14 protein-coding genes, 1 tRNA gene and 1 riboswitch are annotated in these 15,596 nt (G+C 66.5%); of the genes, 10 read left to right on the top strand and 5 right to left on the bottom strand.

Annotated elements, in window-relative coordinates; genetic code table 11:
* Positions 1 to 14 precede the first annotated feature (14 nt).
* Genes KVT32_RS06990 through KVT32_RS06980 form a run of 3 tightly spaced genes read left to right on the top strand, consistent with a single transcriptional unit; the run spans position 15 to position 3,090 of the window.
* Positions 15 to 1,700, top strand: a complete 1,686-nt coding sequence (locus KVT32_RS06990; protein WP_152384125.1) for a thiamine pyrophosphate-binding protein — start codon at positions 15 to 17, stop codon at positions 1,698 to 1,700.
* 50 nt (positions 1,701 to 1,750) lie between these two features.
* Entirely contained in the window at positions 1,751 to 2,740 is a 990-nt protein-coding gene (locus KVT32_RS06985) for a tripartite tricarboxylate transporter substrate binding protein (RefSeq protein WP_152384124.1), read from the top strand.
* Positions 2,741 to 2,772: 32 nt separating this feature from the next.
* Complete coding sequence (locus tag KVT32_RS06980; protein WP_056316357.1) at positions 2,773 to 3,090, top strand: NIPSNAP family protein; 318 nt, start codon at positions 2,773 to 2,775, stop codon at positions 3,088 to 3,090.
* A gap of 21 nt (positions 3,091 to 3,111) precedes the next feature.
* Here KVT32_RS06980 and speG read toward each other — a convergent pair whose 3' ends face one another.
* Positions 3,112 to 3,696 (bottom strand): spermidine N1-acetyltransferase, encoded by a 585-nt coding sequence (speG, locus tag KVT32_RS06975; RefSeq protein WP_056316355.1) that lies wholly within the window; start codon positions 3,694 to 3,696, stop codon positions 3,112 to 3,114.
* Between the two features lie 183 nt (positions 3,697 to 3,879).
* Between speG and KVT32_RS06970 the strand changes: the two genes are divergently transcribed.
* Positions 3,880 to 5,376 carry a M81 family metallopeptidase gene (locus KVT32_RS06970; protein WP_217617891.1) on the top strand — a complete coding sequence of 499 codons (1,497 nt, stop codon included), beginning with the start codon at positions 3,880 to 3,882 and terminating at the stop codon, positions 5,374 to 5,376.
* 72 nt (positions 5,377 to 5,448) lie between these two features.
* Here the strand turns inward: KVT32_RS06970 and KVT32_RS06965 are convergent, their stop codons facing one another.
* Together KVT32_RS06965 and KVT32_RS06960 are read right to left on the bottom strand one after the other, a co-directional pair.
* A complete protein-coding gene (locus tag KVT32_RS06965) occupies positions 5,449 to 6,153 on the bottom strand; it encodes a riboflavin synthase (protein WP_062840838.1) in 705 nt (234 codons plus the stop codon).
* 101 nt (positions 6,154 to 6,254) lie between these two features.
* Positions 6,255 to 7,691, bottom strand: a complete 1,437-nt coding sequence (locus tag KVT32_RS06960) for an aldehyde dehydrogenase family protein (protein WP_217617931.1) — start codon at positions 7,689 to 7,691, stop codon at positions 6,255 to 6,257.
* A gap of 294 nt (positions 7,692 to 7,985) precedes the next feature.
* Here KVT32_RS06960 and KVT32_RS06955 point away from each other — a divergent pair, with 294 nt between their 5' ends.
* From KVT32_RS06955 to KVT32_RS06935, 5 genes are all read left to right on the top strand, one after another.
* Positions 7,986 to 8,789: a FadR/GntR family transcriptional regulator gene (locus tag KVT32_RS06955; protein ID WP_175236109.1), complete on the top strand. Its 804-nt coding sequence runs from the start codon at positions 7,986 to 7,988 to the stop codon at positions 8,787 to 8,789.
* An 18-nt stretch (positions 8,790 to 8,807) separates the two neighbouring features.
* Positions 8,808 to 9,590: a 3-oxoacyl-ACP reductase gene (locus tag KVT32_RS06950; RefSeq protein ID WP_217617890.1), complete on the top strand. Its 783-nt coding sequence runs from the start codon at positions 8,808 to 8,810 to the stop codon at positions 9,588 to 9,590.
* Between the two features lie 86 nt (positions 9,591 to 9,676).
* Positions 9,677 to 9,898 (top strand): hypothetical protein, encoded by a 222-nt coding sequence (locus tag KVT32_RS06945; protein WP_063952506.1) that lies wholly within the window; start codon positions 9,677 to 9,679, stop codon positions 9,896 to 9,898.
* 326 nt (positions 9,899 to 10,224) lie between these two features.
* The gene (gene xth / locus KVT32_RS06940) at positions 10,225 to 11,007 is read left to right on the top strand and encodes an exodeoxyribonuclease III (protein WP_175157358.1); all 783 of its coding nucleotides are present in this window, start codon (positions 10,225 to 10,227) and stop codon (positions 11,005 to 11,007) included.
* Positions 11,008 to 11,075: 68 nt separating this feature from the next.
* Positions 11,076 to 11,151, top strand: a tRNA-Ala gene (locus KVT32_RS06935).
* Positions 11,152 to 11,568: 417 nt separating this feature from the next.
* Here the strand turns inward: KVT32_RS06935 and KVT32_RS06930 are convergent.
* Positions 11,569 to 13,020 carry a sodium:solute symporter family protein gene (locus KVT32_RS06930; protein ID WP_217617889.1) on the bottom strand — a complete coding sequence of 484 codons (1,452 nt, stop codon included), beginning with the start codon at positions 13,018 to 13,020 and terminating at the stop codon, positions 11,569 to 11,571.
* Positions 13,021 to 13,118: 98 nt separating this feature from the next.
* Positions 13,119 to 13,225, bottom strand: a riboswitch (TPP riboswitch).
* Positions 13,226 to 13,406: 181 nt separating this feature from the next.
* Here KVT32_RS06930 and KVT32_RS06925 point away from each other — a divergent pair.
* Positions 13,407 to 14,708: an LLM class flavin-dependent oxidoreductase gene (locus tag KVT32_RS06925; RefSeq protein WP_175157376.1), complete on the top strand. Its 1,302-nt coding sequence runs from the start codon at positions 13,407 to 13,409 to the stop codon at positions 14,706 to 14,708.
* A gap of 103 nt (positions 14,709 to 14,811) precedes the next feature.
* Here KVT32_RS06925 and KVT32_RS06920 read toward each other — a convergent pair whose 3' ends face one another.
* Positions 14,812 to 15,495 (bottom strand): MarC family NAAT transporter, encoded by a 684-nt coding sequence (locus KVT32_RS06920; protein ID WP_056316331.1) that lies wholly within the window; start codon positions 15,493 to 15,495, stop codon positions 14,812 to 14,814.
* Between the last annotated feature and the right edge of the window lie 101 nt (positions 15,496 to 15,596).

The following is a 15,596-nucleotide window of genomic DNA, read 5'->3' as shown; positions in this document are numbered from 1 at the left end:
AGATTGAAATTGCGATGAACGACACTTCGACATTGATGACGGGCGGCCAGCACGTGGTGCGGGCCCTGCTGGACCACGGCGCGGATACCGTATTCGGCGTACCCGGCGAGAGCTACCTGGACGTATTGGACGCGCTGTACGCGCACAGCGACCGCATCCGGCTGGTGTCCTGCCGCCACGAAGGCGCGGCGGCATTCATGGCCGAAGCGCACGGCAAGCTGACCGGCCGCCCCGGCATCTGCATGGTCACGCGCGGCCCCGGCGCCACCAACGCCAGCATCGGCGTGCAGACGGCCTTTCAGGATTCCACGCCGCTGATCGTGCTGGTGGGCCAGGTCGGCAACGACATGGTCGAGCGCGAGGCGTTCCAGGAGATCGACTACCGCCGCATGTTCGGCCAGTTCACGAAGTGGGTGGCGCAGATCGACAGCGCCGCGCGCGTCACCGAATACCTGAACCGCGCGTTCTCCGTCGCCACGTCCGGCCGCCCCGGCCCGGTCGTCCTGGCGCTGCCCGAGGACATGCTGACCGACGTGGCCCCGGCCCTGCCCTGCGGCACGATCCAGGTGCCGCAGGCCTATCCGGCGCCCGACGCCCTGGCCGACATGCGCACGCTGCTGGCGGGCGCCGAGCGCCCCTTGATGATCGTCGGCGGTTCGGGCTGGACCGATGCGGGACTGGCAAGCCTGACCCGCTTTGCCGAACTGAACGGCCTGCCCGTGGCGTGTTCGTTCCGCCGCCAGGATCTGTTTGACAACCACCACGCGCAATACGTGGGTGAAGTCGGCATCGGCGTGAACCCCGAGCTGGCCGAGGCGGTGCGCCAGGCCGACGTCATCCTGGCGGTGGGCGCGCGACTGGGCGAGATGGTGACGGGCGGCTATTCGCTGCTGCAATCGCCGGTGCCCAGCCAGACCCTGATTCACGTGCTGGCCAGCCCCGAAGAGCTGGGCCGCGTGTACCAGCCGGCCGTGAAGATCCAGGCCGGCATGGACGCCTTCGCCAAGACGGCGGTGGAGCTGGAGCCCGTGGACGCATCGCCGTGGCGCGCGTGGGCGCAGCGCCTGCACGACAACTACCTGCGCTACACCGAGCTGCCTGCCCCGCGCACGGGCCTGGACCCGGCGCGCGTCATTGCCGCGCTGCGCGACCAGCTGGACCCCAGCGCCATCCTGACCAATGGCGCGGGCAACTACAGCGCCTGGGCGCATCGTTACTACCGTTTCACCCACCCGCGCACACAGCTGGCGCCGACCAGCGGCGCGATGGGTTACGGCGTGCCCGCGGCCATCGCGGCCAAGCTGCGTCATCCCGACCGCCAGGTGATCTGCCTGGCGGGCGACGGCTGCTTCCTGATGACTTCGCAGGAGCTGGCCACCGTGAAGCAGCACCAGCTTGGCATCGTCTTCATCGTGTTCAACAACGGCATGTACGGCACGATCCGCATGCACCAGGAAGTGCACTACCCCGGCCGCACCATCGGCACGGACCTGTGCAACCCGGATTTCGTGGCCTACGCCCAATCGTTCGGCGTGACGGCCGAACGCGTACAGACGCATGAAGCCTTCACGCCCGCGCTGGCGCGCGCGCTGGACAGCGGAACCCCGTATCTGATCGAACTCAGCCTGGACCCGGAGGTGATCACGCCCCGGGCCACCCTGACGAGCCTGCGCGAAAAGGCGCGCACCGCCGGCGCCTGAGAGACCAGGCCCGGCAACCCATAAAAAAACCCAAAACACTGGAGAGAGACATGACGAAAACCCTGACCCCCGTGCGGCGCCTGGCCGCCACCGTTCTGATGGCCGCCGCGTCGCTGGGCACGGCCGCAACGGCCGCCGCGGCCGACTTCCCCGAACGCCCCTTGCGCATCATCGTGCCCTTCGCCGCGGGCGGCGCCACCGACGTGATCGCGCGCACCGTGGCGCAGGCCATGTCGACGCGGCTTGGCCAGCCCGTGGTGGTGGAAAACAAGGCGGGCGCCAACGGCAACATCGGCGCCGTCATGGCTGCGCGCGCCGAGCCCGACGGCTACACGCTGCTGATGGCCACGTCCAGCCACGCCATCAACGCCACGCTCTATCACAAGCTCGACTACAGCCTGACGCGCGACTTCGCCGGCCTGTCCAACCTGGCGTCGGTGCCGCTGCTGCTGGTGGTGAACCCATCGGTGCCGGCCAAGACCCCGCAGGAACTGGCGGCCTATGCCAAGGCCAACGGCAACCGCGTGAACTACGCCTCGGGCGGCACCGGCACGGCTTCGCACCTGGCCGGCGCGCAGTTCAATTCGCTGGCTGGCGCGCAGATGACGCACGTGCCGTACAAGGGCGGCGCGCAGGCGCTCAACGACCTCATGGGCGGACAGGTCCAGATCATGTTCGCCAACCTGCCCGAAGTGCTGTCGCAGGTGCAGGCCGGGCGCCTCACGCCCATCGCGGTCACCGGCACGCAGCGCCACTCGGCGCTGCCCAACGTGCCCGCGTTCTCCGAGGCGGCCTACCCGGCCATGAATGCGCGTTCGTGGTTCGGCCTGTTCGTGCCGGCCGCCACGCCCGCGCCGGTGGTCGAAAAGCTCTCCAAGGCCGTCACCGACAGCGTCGCCGACCCGGCCGTGCAGGACAAGTTGAAGGGCCTGGGCGCCGATCCCGTGGGCGACGGCCACGCCGCTTTCCAGAAATACGTGAACACCGAAGTGGAACGCTGGAGCGAGCTGGTCAAGCAGTCCGGCGCCACGGCCGAATAACACGCTTTCCGCTACCCCTATCAAGGATCAACATGCTTTACGACGTCCGTACCTACACGTGCCGCGCCGGCACCATCAAGAAACACCTGGCGCTCTATGCCGAGCACGGCTACGAGGTGCAGAGCCGCCATCTGGGCAAGCCGCTCGCCTACATGCAGACCGAAACCGGCAACGTCAACACTTACATGCACATCTGGGTGTATGACAGCGCCGCCGACCGCGAAGCCAAGCGCCAGGCGCTGCAGAAGGACCCGGCCTGGGCGACCTACCTGACCAAGAGCGCCGAAGCCGGCTACCTGATCAGCCAGGAAAACCGCCTGATGACGCCGACGGCGTTCTTCAAGCCCTGATGTAGCACGCAGCAGGCGGCGCTAGCCCGCCTGCTCTTCCTGCGGCCAGTCCCGCAGCACGGGCGCGTCCGGCGCGCCCGGTCCCACGTCGCGCAGATGGTCATGCTGCAACAGCGCCATCCGGTAGGCATCGCGGTACGCGCCGTTGGAAAAGAATTCTTCCTTGAGCAGGCCTTCGATCTGGAAGCCGCACCGTTCGTAGATGTGCACGGCGGCGGTATTGTCCTTGTCCACCACCAGATACACCTTGTGCAGGTTCAGCACCCGAAACGCATAGCCCACCGCAATGCGCGTCGCGGCCTTGGCGTAGCCCCTGCCCTGGTAGCTGGGCGCGATGATGATCTGGAATTCTGCCCGGCGATGGATGTAGTCGATCTCCACAAGCTCGACCAGCCCGGCCGGCTGCCCCGTGTCGTGCTCGATGATGAAGCGCCGCTCGTTCTGGTCGTGAAGGTGGCGGTCGTACAGCGCGACGAGTTCGTCATAGGCTTCGTACGGCTCTTCGAACCAGTAGCGCATGATGACGTCGTTATTGTTGATCTTGTGCACGAAGTGCAGGTCGCCGCGTTCGAGCGGGCGTAGTTTGATATCGGATGTGGCCGACATGGGTACCTCCGTGAGTCAGGGCATTGTATGCCGCGGCCGCGCGCGCAATCCGCATTGTCCCTGATGCCCGTGGCGCGCGCGTGCCGTTCAAATGCGCCGCATACACGGTATCCTGGACAGCTTCATGCGCCGGCTGTCGCGCGTCCGTCGCGCGCCGGGCGGCCCCCTCCACAGGAACCGAACATGCACATCCTGGTTGCTGGCTTCCAGCACGAGACCAACACCTTTGCGCCCTCCAAGGCGGGTTACGACAATTTCGTGCGAGGCGAAGGCTTTCCCGCGATGGTGCGCGGCGCGGACATGCTGGCGCTGCGCGAGGTCAACATCCCGGCCGGCGGATTCATCAATGCCGTGGCCGCTGAAGGCCACACCGTGCAGACGGTGATCTGGGCGGGCGCCAGCCCGTCGGCCCACGTGACGCGCGATGCCTACGAGCGCATTGCCGGCGAGATCCTGGACGCGGTGCGGGCCGGCGGCTTTGACGCCATCTACCTGGACCTGCACGGCGCCATGGTCACCGAGCACCTGGACGACGGCGAAGGCGAACTCCTGGCCCGCGTGCGCGAGATCGTGGGACCCGGCTTGCCCGTGGTCGCCAGCCTGGACCTGCACGCCAACGTCACCGCGCGGATGCTGCAAAGCGCGGACGGCCTGGTCGCGTTTCGCACCTATCCGCACGTGGACATGGCCGATACCGGTGTGCTGGCCGCGCAGCTGCTGATGGCGCGCATTCAGGCGGGAGAACAATGGACCCGCAGCGAGCGCCGCCTGCCCTTCCTGATTCCCATCAACGGCATGTGCACGATGCTGCAACCCTCGCAGGGCGTGTACGCGCTGCTGAGCGAACTGGAACAGACGCCGGGGCTTGCCTCCCTATCTTTCGCGCCGGGCTTTCCGGCGGCGGATTTCCCGGAGTGCGGGCCGGTGGTGTGGGCCTACGGCACGGACGCCGCCGCGGTCGACGCGGTCACCGAATCGCTGTATGCGCGCGTGCTGGAACTGGAACCCGAGTGGTCGCCTGATTTCCTGGAACCGGCCGAAGCCGTGCGCCGCGCGCAGGCCCTTGCCGCCGGCGCCTCGCGGCCCGTCGTCATTGCGGACACGCAGGACAACCCCGGCGCAGGCGGCGACGCCAACACCACCGGCATGCTGCGCGCGCTGGTGCAAGCCGACGCGCAGAACGCGGCGCTGGGCTTGCTGTACGACCCCGAGGCGGTGCGTCGCGCCACGCAGGCTGGCGTCGGCGCCACGGTTGCGCTCAGTCTGGGCGGGCAGTCCGGCGTCGCGGGCGACGCCGCGTTCGAAGGCGAATTCGTGGTCGAGGCGTTATCGGACGGCAAGCTGCGCTTTGACGGGCCGATGATGAACGGCATGGACGTGGACCTGGGCGCGACGGCCACGCTGCGGATTGGCGGCGTGCGGGTGGTGGCCAGCGCCGGCAAGGCGCAGATGCTGGACCGCAACCTCTTCCGCGTCGGCGGCGTGCAGCCCGAACAGATGGCGATCCTGGTGGTGAAAAGCTCGGTGCATTTCCGGGCCGACTTCCAGCCGATTGCGCACGAGGTGCTGGTGGCCAAGGCGCCCGGCCCGATGCAGGCGGATCCCGCGGATCTGCCGTGGACGCGGCTTGAGCCCGGGATGCGGGTGCGGCCGCAGGGGCAGCCGTTCAGGGCGGCGTGAAAACGACATGGCCGGCGCGAAGGCGCCGGCCATTGCAGCCAAGGCGGCCACGGCGGCCGCGCTTGGGCAGTATTACTTCAGCTTGCCCTGCGGGCTGACAAAGTCTTCCAGCGTCAGTCCCTTTTCCTTCAGGATCGCTTCCAGCAGCGGTTGCAGCTTGCCCAGGCTTTCCTGAACGGTTTCGCGCACGGTGTCGACGATGACCTGCGTGCTGCGTTCGATCTCGATGTTGACCGCATCGCCCACCTGCTTGTCCTCGAAGACCGTCGTGCGGCGCGTCTCGGGAATCAGCCAGACCTCGAACCAGCCCTCGGCGCGGTTCACTTCCGACACGGTGAGGCTGGCGCCGTTGATGGCGATGTAGCCCTTGGCGAACACGTATTTGCGAAAGGCCTCGGGGATGCTGAAGCGCATCAGGCGATTGGTGTCCGACGATTTCACCATCAGCACCTGCGAGGTGAAGTCCACGTGGCCGGACAGCGGATGGCCGCCGATCTCGGCGCCGTCCTTGGCCGCGCGCTCCACATTCGCGCTGTCGCCCTCGGCATAGCTGCCCAGCGTGGTGATCGCCAGGCTTTGCAGCATGACGTCGAACGTGGCCTGGTTCTCGGACAGGATTTCCGTGACGGTCAGGCAGACGCCGTCCGTCGAGACGCTGGCGCCGATGGCCAGGTCAGTGCAGAAACCAGGGGGAAAATCCAGCGTGAAGGTGCGCAGGCCTTCGCGATCCGCGATCTTTGCGATCTTCGCGGTGCCTTGAACAATACCGGTGAACATACGGATCCTGAATGCGGGGCGGCAGGCCCCGGAAGCAAAACATCAACGTTAACCGATATTTTGCCCGGGTCCTGGGTCAAGGCCGCCGCCCCGCCCCGCGATCAGTGGCGGATCGCGATGGTCTTCAAGGACGTGAAGCCGTACAGCGCCTCAAAGCCCTTCTCGCGGCCGTAGCCCGACTGGCGCGAACCGCCGAACGGCAGCTCCACGCCGCCGCCCGCGCCGTAGTTGTTGACGAACACCTGGCCCGCGCGCAGCTTGCGCGCCAGGCGCATCTGGCGGCCGCCATCGCGCGTCCACACGCCGGCCACCAGGCCGTACAGCGTGCCGTTAGCGATTTCCAGCGCTTCTTCCTCGGTGTCGAAGACCATGGCGGCCAGCACCGGACCGAAGACTTCTTCCTGCGCGAGGCGGCTGTCCGGCGGCACGTCGCGGAACAGGACGGGCGGCTGGTAGAAGCCGGCCTCGGGCGTGCCGTCCTTCAGCTTGCCGCGCGCCGCAACCTTCATGCCTTGCGCTTCGGCTTCGGCCAGGAAGCCGCGCACGCGGTCCTGCTGGCGCGCGTTGATCAGCGGACCCACATCCAGGTCGGCCGCCGCCGGGCCGGTCACCGTGGCCGAGAACGCGTCGGACAGGCGCTTGAGCACGGTCTCGTACACGCCGCGCTGGATCAGCACGCGGCTGCCGGCCGAGCACGTCTGGCCGGCGTTCTGGATGATGGCGCCCAGCAGCACCGGCATCGCGGCGTCCAGGTCGGCGTCGTCAAACACGATCTGCGGCGACTTGCCGCCCAGCTCCAGCGTGACGGGCACGTGGTTTTCGGCGGCGGCATGAGCCACCATCTTGCCCGTCTGCGGCGAGCCCGTGAACGAAATGTGGTCGATGCCGGGATGCGCGGACAGCGCGGCGCCCGCCTCATGGCCGTACCCGGTGACGATGTTCAGCGCGCCGGCGGGCAGGCCCACTTCGGCGGCGATCTCGGCCAGCTTCAGAAGGGACAGGCAGGCGTCCTCGGCGGGCTTGACCACGCAGGCATTGCCCGCGGCCAGCGCCGCGCCGACGCTGCGGCCGAAGATCTGCAGGGGGTAGTTCCACGGCACGATGTGGCCAGTCACGCCGTGGGGCTCGCGCACGGTCAGCACCGTGAAGCCGGGCGTGTAGGGAATGGTCTCGCCGTGCAGCTTGTCGACCGCGCCGGCATAGAACTCGAAGTAGCGCGCCACCGCGGCGGCGTCGGCGCGTGCCTGCTTGATGGGCTTGCCCGTGTCGGTCGATTCCAGCTGCGCCAGTTCCTCCTGGCGGTCCAGCAGCGCGAAGGCGATCTTCATCAACAGGCGGCTGCGCACGGCGGGCGCCATCTGGCCCCACTCGCCCTCGAAGGCCTGCCGGGCGGCCTTGACGGCACGGTCCACGTCCGCCTCGTTCGAGCGGGCCAGTTCCTCGAAAGGCTTGCCATCGGACGGGTTCAGGACGGGAATGGTTTCACCGGTGGCCGCGGCCACCCATTGGTTGGCGATAAAGTTCTTCTGAGTCACGATGTGCGGAGTAAAGTAGCGGCCGAACGGCCGGTTGGGGGAAGTTGCATGTCTCGGTGCGCTTGCCAGCGGCTGGGCCGGCTGCGCCGCCGGCGCGTCGTGCGCGCGGGCGTTGTGGTTTGAATGGCAAGGTACGGGAGCCGCTTGCAACTTGTCAATTGGAATGACAGCTTTAATCCCAACCTTCAGGATATTTTTCTGGATGATCGGGTTATCCCTAACAATTCAGGGGCTTAGCGTCCCGCGGGTTAGTCATGCCGCATGACAACCCGTCCCCAAATCACAGGAGCACGTCCGATGAGCAACGTACGTGACCCGCAGCTGGAATCGCTGCTGGCCGCGGCCACCCGCCCCCGTCCCGAACTGGACGTTCTGGCCGAGGTGGCGTCCGGCCTGGGCTATGTCCGCGCCGAGCGTTTTGCCGAGCGCGTCTACGAAAGCCTGTTCTACGCGATCGCCACCGGCAAGATCGCGCCCGGCAACAAGTTGCCGACCGAACTGGAACTGGCCGCCCTCTTCGAGGTGTCGCGGCCGGTCGTGCGCCAGGCGCTGGACCGGTTGCGTGAAGACCAGCTCGTGGACTCGATCCGCGGGTCCGGCACCTACGTGAAGTCCAAGCCTGACCTGATGGGCGGCATGCCCGCCGTGGACCCGGCGCGCCGCGTGGGCCATATCCTTGAAGGCCTGGAACTGCGCAGGGTGATCGAGCCCGAATGCGCCCACCTTGCCGCGCTGCGCCGCACGCCCGAAGACCTGCAGGAAATGGACCGCATGCTGACCGGCTACGAAGAGGCCGACGCGTCCGGCGCCATCGCCCACCATCATGACTACGGGTTTCACCGCGCCATTGCGTCCGCCACCGGCAACCAGCGCTTCGTGCAGGTGCTCAAGTCGCTGGAGTACGACGTCAGCCACGCCGTGAACGTCATGCGCCATCTGGTCCACAGCGAACCGTGGAAGCGCACGCGCGCCGCCATCGACGAACACCGCCACATCTATAAACTGATCCGCGATCAGGATGCCGAGGGCGCCCGCAACGTCATGCGCGCCCATATCGAAAAAGCCCGCAGCCGCATGCTCAACAGCGGCTCGGAACATTGAGCAGGAAGCCGTACCGTTATGTCATCGCAACGCCCGCAACTGAACCTGAACCAGCAACTCGTCATCGTCACCGGCGCCAGCCGCGGCCTGGGCGCCGCCATCGCGCAGGCCTTTCTGCGTGAAGGCGCCAAGGTCGTCATCAACTACCTGAACAGCGCCGACCGCGCGCAGGCCCTTGCTGCCACCGCCCCGGACCGCGCCCTGGCCGTGCAGGCCGACGTGCGCGAGCCCGCGGACGTCGCCGCCATGGTCGCCCGCGCCAGCCAGCATTTCGGCCAACCGGTCCACACCATCGTCAACAACGCGCTGCCCGCCTTCCAGTTCAATGGCGATGCCCGCCCCCACGCCGACACGCTGGACTGGGCGCAGATGAACGCCCAGCTCGAAGGCAGTGTGCGCGCCGCGCTGAACACCACCCAAGCCGCCCTGCCCGGCATGCGCGCCGCCGGCGGCGGACGCATCATCAACGTCGGCACCAACCTCGTCCAGAACCCGGTCGTGCCCTACCACGACTACACCGCCGCCAAGGCCGCGTTGCTGGCCTTCACCCGCACGCTGTCGCACGAGCTGGGCGCTGACGGCATCACCGTCAACATGGTGTCCGGCGGCCTGCTGCGCACCACCGACGCCTCCGCCGCCACCCCCGACGCCGTCTTCGACATGATCGCCGCCGGCACCCCGCTGCGCGAGGTCACCACGCCGGAACAATTTGCCGACGCGGTCCTGTTCTTCGCCAGCCCGTGGTCGCGCGCGGTGACCGGGCAGAACCTGATTGTGGATGGCGGATTGGTCAAGGGCTAAGGAAGCGGATCGGGCTGCTGCCCGGACAACGCCGTTGTCTCGTGTGTTACGGTGGAACGGCAATCCACCGCAACCCAGGAGGCAAGATGAAGACACAGATCAGTTATCGAAAGCTCGACGGCAGCGACGGCGTGGCGCTGGTCAATGGCGGGATCTCCGATAGCCAGCAGGCGAAGCAGGAACTGGCAAATTGGCTGGACCTGCCGGCGGCAGACGCGGCGGGCGGAAATCCGGACGATGTCGACGGCCGGCTGCGGCGCGGCGGCATCGAACCGGGCTCGGTCGAGTTCAATCACATCAGTGAGTAGCAAAAGAAAAACCCCGATTCGCAGGAATCGGGGTTTTTGCTTGAAGGGGTCAGACACCTTGCGGCGACGGTGGAGCTTCGCTGGCCGGTGTCTGACACCCGTTGAGACGCCGCCACGAACTGAGGATCGTCTCCCCAGGGTGTCAGACACCTTGCGACCTTGAGGAGTTCAGCAAGCAGAAGAAGACAGCATGAGCGGGTATCATCTGGCCTTATCCCCGGCGAATGCCAACCACGCCCCGGATGCGTAGCCAGATGAGTAGCTAGACCGGGGTTTTGGAAGGCGCCACCGCCAAGAACCGCCTGAATAAACGGTCTGAAGAAAACATGAAACTCGCCACCTGGAACGTCAACTCCCTGAACGTGCGCCTGCAACAGGTCCTCGACTGGCTTGCTGCCAATCCCGTCGACGTGCTTTGCATTCAGGAGCTCAAGCTCACCGACGACAAATTCCCCGAGGCGGCGTTCAAGGAAGCCGGCTATCACGCCGTCTGGGCCGGCCAGAAAACCTACAACGGCGTCGCGATCATCTCGCGCATGCCCGGCACGACGATGGTGCGCAACATTCCCGGCTTTGAGGATTCGCAGCAGCGCGTGCTGGCCCTGACCTTTCCCAGCCCCGAAGGCGACGTGCGCGTCGTCTGCGCCTACTGCCCGAACGGCCAGTCGGTCGGTTCCGACAAGTACACCTACAAGCTGGAATGGTTCGAAGCCATGCGCAAGTGGCTGGCCGAAGAGATCAAGCAATTTCCCCGCCTTGCCGTGCTGGGCGACTACAACGTCGCCCCGGCCGACGAAGACGTGCACAACCCCGAAAAGTGGGAAGGGCAGGTCCTGGTGTCCGAACCCGAACGCCAGGCCTTGCGCTCGCTGCTGGACCTGGGCCTGACCGATTCGTTCCGGCTGTTCGAACAACCGGAAAAGTCGTTCAGCTGGTGGGACTACCGCCAATTCGCCTTCCGACGCAACGCCGGCCTGCGCATCGACCACGTGCTGCTGTCCGCCCCGCTGGTCAAGCGCTGCGTCGCCTGCGTCATCGACAAGGAACCCCGCCGCAACGAGCAGCCCTCGGACCACGCCCCGGTCATCGCCACCCTGCAATTCGTTTGAAAATTCGGTGCCGGCGCATGTTGCGCACCCAGGCCGAATTCCTGTATATTTCTGCTCTTGCTTGATTTGGGGCGGTAGCTCAGCTGGGAGAGCGTCGCGTTCGCAATGCGAAGGTCGGGAGTTCGATCCTCCTCCGCTCCACCAAATTCCAGACGGAAAAGCCTTGGACACTTTTGTGTGCCAAGGCTTTTTTGTTTCTGTGCGTCTGATTTACTTCGTGTAGGCGTTGGCCGCCGTCGCTGGCGGGCCCAGAATGTTCGCCATCGGGCCGCAATGGCCGAGCGGACTCTCTTTATGCCTTTCATCAAAGTTCAGCACACGTCCGAACCGCGGTATACCGCAGCGGGAGATCGCGTAGCCGAGCAAAGTCGCAGTAGCGATTTGAGCCTCTTCGACAATCCAGCCCCAGCCGTCCGGCCAAGCCGCCATACATGCCTAGGCTCGCTAATGGCAGCCATCGCTCATGAAGCCGGCCCACTAAGTGACGAGGAGGTCGAAATCTTCGATCTTGTTCGGGACAAGACGCCTGCCAAGCCCTTGCCTATCCGCTAGGCCCTTCCCTCAAACCCGCTCCTGATCCAACCTGCGCACCGCCCCGCTCAGCGTCGCAAAATCAAACTCCTTGCGCCCGCGCATCAACAGCCGGATCAGCACCGTCGTCACCACCGGCACAAACGCCGCCAGCAGGAACGATTCCAGCAGGAAAACAGGCTTGTCGCCCGGTGCGGGAAAGAAGAACAGGCCGGCGACGAGGCCGGTGATGGTCGAGAGCGTGGCGGTGAAACCGTCATGCTTGCGGCTGAAAAGGCCGTAGAACACCGGGAACGCGGCGGCCGAGCACAGCAGGTCGGCCAGCAGGAACAGGTACAGCACGCTGTAGCCTTGCGACGCCACGATCATGACAGGGATTGCCATCAGCAGCACCAGCGAGCGGGCGAGGCGCTTCATGGTGGAGGCGGTGGCGTTGGGCATCAGGCGGCGCAGATCGACCGCGATGATGCTGGTCACCGCGCTGATGGCGGTGTCGGCGGTGCTCATGACCAGCGCCAGGCCCAGCGGGATCAGGGCGATGACGAACCACACCGGCGCGTGCGGCATGATGACGCTGAACAGCGCAATGGAACTGTCGCCCGCCGGGGCCAAGCCGACAAACGCCAGGCCGAACAGGCCCATCAGGAAGATGAACGGCGCCACCAGCACGCCGCCCAGCAGAAAGCCGTTGCGCATCGTGCGCGCGTCGCGCGCGGCGTAGATGCGTTGCCAGTTGCCCTGGTGAAAGATGCCGGTCAAGAGGATGGCGACAAAGAAGGTCAGGCCGGCTTTCACGCCCACCGGGTCAGTCACATCCAGCAGTTGCGGCGCCTTGGCCTGCAGCGCCTCGATGGTGGGCAAGGCGCCGCCGGCCGCCTGCCAGCCCACGACGCACAACACCACCAGCAGCGGCACGATGATCATCATCTGCACCTGATCGGTGAAGATCGAAGAGCGCAGCCCGCCGTAGGTGGTGTAGAGCAAGGTCGTCCCCATCACGATGGCGGCCGTGGTCCACAACGGCACGGGCGCCAGCATCGCAACCAGCTTGGCAATGGCCGTGACCTCGGCGGACAGCGCAATGAAGAGATAAAAGAGCATGATGAACAGCGCCAGGCCATACATGGGCCGGCCGTAGCGCGCCATCAGGAACTCCGTCAGGGTGTGACCGTGCGGGATCAGTTCGCGCATGCGGCGTCCCAGCGGAATCATGACCAGCCGCGGCGACATCGAGCCCAGCGCGTAGCCGATCACGGCGGCCAGGCCGCCCCAGGTGGCCGCCTGCGCGGGCGAGAAAAGAATCCAGGCGCCCAGCGTGGACGCCATCAGCGTGAGGATCGTGCCAAACGACCCCTGGCTGTTGCGCGCGACGATGTAGTCTTCGAGCGTGCTGCGCTTGCGCCGGGTGTACAGCACGCTGGCCACGGCAAAGGCGCCCGAGAACAGCAACAGCCATATCAGGGCGGTGGTTTGGGTCAACATGAAGGTCGGTCCTCCCGCGGGCGGCCTGCGGCCACACGCGTAACGCGGCGGCCCGCCGTCGGAAGGCCGCAAGATGAGTGGAATCAGGGAGGGCGCGCGGGACTTGCGGAGTCCTTCCCTTCGCCGGCATTACCCGGATCAGGTTCAAAGGGTTACCGCGTTGCCGCGGAATCTCAGCCCATGCAGGGCTCCCCCAGGAATTGCCGCAAGGTTAGGAGAGCGGCGCGGCGATGTCAACGCGCGGCGTAGGCCGGTGTGGCGGGCGGGGGTGGCTGGCAAGGGTGGCGGGCGCCCGCGCGGGCGATTTATGCTAATTTCGCCCGCTTGCGGCACCGGCGGGCGTGCCGGACGCGGCAACCGATGACGCCAACGAAGACCTGATCGCCATGATGCACCTGAACCTGTTCATTTTCGGCTGCGGCCACCACCGCGCGGCCTGGCGCCACCCGGACTCGGCGGCAGAGCGGCTGGGCGACATCGCCTATTACGAAAGCCTGGCGCGCACGGCCGAACGCGGCAAGCTGGACGCCATCTTCTTTGCCGACGGCCAGTCGATGGACAACATCGGCGACGGTCCGCGGTGGTACCTGGAACCGCTGACCACGATGGCGGCCATCGCCCGCGCCACCACGCACATCGGCCTGATCAGCACGGTATCCAGCACGTTCTTCACGCCCTTTCATGCGGCGCGCATGGTGGCCTCGCTGGATCACATCTCCGGCGGCCGCATGGGGTGGAACGTGGTGACGTCGATGTTCGACGCCGAAGCGCGCAACCACGGCTACGAAGCCATGCCCGGCCACGACTGGCGCTACGCGCGCGCCGAGGAGTTTGTCGACGTCGCGCTGCGGCTGTTCGACTCGTGGGACGACGACGCCCTGGCCATCGACCGCAACGGCTACTTTGGCGTGCCCGACCGCCTGCACAAGATCGATCACCACGGCGAACATTTCCTGGTGGACGGCCCGTTGACCGTGCCGCGACCGCCGCAGGGCCATCCGGTGCTGTTCCAGGCGGGCGCCTCGGACCAGGGCCGCGATCTGGCGGCGCGGCGCGCGGAAGCCATCTACGCGGTGGCCTACGACCTGCCGGCCGCGCAATCCTATTACCGCGACATCAAGCAGCGGGTGCGGGCCGCGGGCCGCGACGCCTTCGTGCCGATCATGCCCGGGCTGGTGACCTATGTCGGCTCGACCGAAGCCGAAGCCCGCGCCAAGCAGCGCGAACTGGACGAGCTGCTGCCCGCGGACGCCTCCCTGCGACAGCTGGGCATGTTCGTCCTGCAGGATTGCTCGGGTTGGGAACTGGACGCCCCCGTGCCGCCCTTGCCCCCCTTGTCCGAGTTCAAGGGGCCCCAGGGCCGTTACGCAACGATCCTGCGCATCATCGAGACCGAACAGCCCACGGTGCGCCAGTTGCTGGGCAGGTTGGCCGCGGGCGGCGGGCACTGCACGATGGTGGGAACGCCAGAGCAGATCTCCGACCGGATGGAACACTGGTTCAGGAACGAAGGCGCCGACGGCTTCAATCTCATGCCCCCGTCACTGCCGGGCGGCATCGACGATTTCGTGGAACAGGTGGTGCCGGTGCTGCAAAAGCGCGGGCTGTTCCGCAAAGACTACGAACACGCCACGCTGCGCGGACATCTGGGCTTGGATCGGCCGGAACGGCGAATGGCGGGAAACTGACGGGCCGTCAACGGGACCAGAACCCGCCGGACGCCCGTCACGCACGCGAGGCAGGCCCGCCCGATCAGGCCCAGGTCACGAATTCGCGGTCGGGGCCCGGCATCTACAGATTGGGGTACGTGCCCACGATCTCCAGCACGCCATTGATGACGAACTGCACCCCCATGCAGACCAGCAGAAAGCCCATGACCCGCGAGATGGCCTCGACGCCGCTCTTGCCGATCACGGCCACGATGCGGCCCGCCCAATGCAGGCAGATCCAGAACAGCAGCCCCAGCAGCGAGAACACGATGACGGGCGCCACGGCGACCACCCAGCGCACATAGTCGGGCGCAATGGCGGAATCGACCGAGGATGCGCCGCTGATGATCATCGCGATCGTGCCCGGGCCCGCGGTGCCCGGCAGCGCCAACGGCACGAACGCGATGTTCGGGCTTTCGCGCTCCAGCGCATCGGCCGTGGCTTCGGCTTCGAGGGCGCGTGGATGGTCCGACGGAAACAGCATGCTGAAGCCGATGGTGACCACGATGAGCCCGCCCGCGATGCGCAACCCGGGGATCGAAATACCGAAGGTGTGCATCAAGAGCGCGCCGGCGTAGTACGTGACCAGCATGATCCCGACGACATAGAACGCCGCCTGGGTCACCTGCTTCTGCCGTTCCTTGAACGGAATCTGGTTTCCGAGCGACAGCAGCAGCGTCATGGAAGTCAGCGGATTGGCCAGCGGCAGCATCAGCGCCAGACCCAGGCTGACCAGCTTGCCCAGTTGAATCAGTTCATCGATCATGAAGGCTCGCTAGAGTGTGCGAGTCATCTACTCTACCTCACCCCGCCCGGCGGTTTGCTGCCGCAAGGACACGAAGCGGGCGCGTTCCCCCGCGTCCGCGC

It is taken from the genome of Achromobacter sp. GbtcB20 (genome assembly GCF_019091095.1).
Classification (GTDB): Bacteria; Pseudomonadota; Gammaproteobacteria; order Burkholderiales; family Burkholderiaceae_B; genus Achromobacter; species Achromobacter mucicolens.
This window is presented reverse-complemented; position numbering and strand designations above follow the sequence as displayed.

Excerpts from the sequence above, each read along its gene's own strand:
- KVT32_RS06925 (WP_175157376.1), top strand. The coding sequence starts at position 13,407 with ATGATGCACCTGAACCTGTTCATTTTCGGCTGCGGCCACCACCGCGCG.
- KVT32_RS06930 (WP_217617889.1), bottom strand. The coding sequence starts at position 13,020 with ATGTTGACCCAAACCACCGCCCTGATATGGCTGTTGCTGTTCTCGGGC.
- KVT32_RS06985 (WP_152384124.1), top strand. The coding sequence starts at position 1,751 with ATGACGAAAACCCTGACCCCCGTGCGGCGCCTGGCCGCCACCGTTCTG.
- KVT32_RS06945 (WP_063952506.1), top strand. The coding sequence starts at position 9,677 with ATGAAGACACAGATCAGTTATCGAAAGCTCGACGGCAGCGACGGCGTG.
- KVT32_RS06965 (WP_062840838.1), bottom strand. The coding sequence starts at position 6,153 with ATGTTCACCGGTATTGTTCAAGGCACCGCGAAGATCGCAAAGATCGCG.
- speG (WP_056316355.1), bottom strand. The coding sequence starts at position 3,696 with ATGTCGGCCACATCCGATATCAAACTACGCCCGCTCGAACGCGGCGAC.
- KVT32_RS06920 (WP_056316331.1), bottom strand. The coding sequence starts at position 15,495 with ATGATCGATGAACTGATTCAACTGGGCAAGCTGGTCAGCCTGGGTCTG.
- KVT32_RS06980 (WP_056316357.1), top strand. The coding sequence starts at position 2,773 with ATGCTTTACGACGTCCGTACCTACACGTGCCGCGCCGGCACCATCAAG.
- KVT32_RS06955 (WP_175236109.1), top strand. The coding sequence starts at position 7,986 with ATGAGCAACGTACGTGACCCGCAGCTGGAATCGCTGCTGGCCGCGGCC.
- KVT32_RS06990 (WP_152384125.1), top strand. The coding sequence starts at position 15 with ATGAACGACACTTCGACATTGATGACGGGCGGCCAGCACGTGGTGCGG.
- KVT32_RS06970 (WP_217617891.1), top strand. The coding sequence starts at position 3,880 with ATGCACATCCTGGTTGCTGGCTTCCAGCACGAGACCAACACCTTTGCG.
- KVT32_RS06950 (WP_217617890.1), top strand. The coding sequence starts at position 8,808 with ATGTCATCGCAACGCCCGCAACTGAACCTGAACCAGCAACTCGTCATC.
- xth (WP_175157358.1), top strand. The coding sequence starts at position 10,225 with ATGAAACTCGCCACCTGGAACGTCAACTCCCTGAACGTGCGCCTGCAA.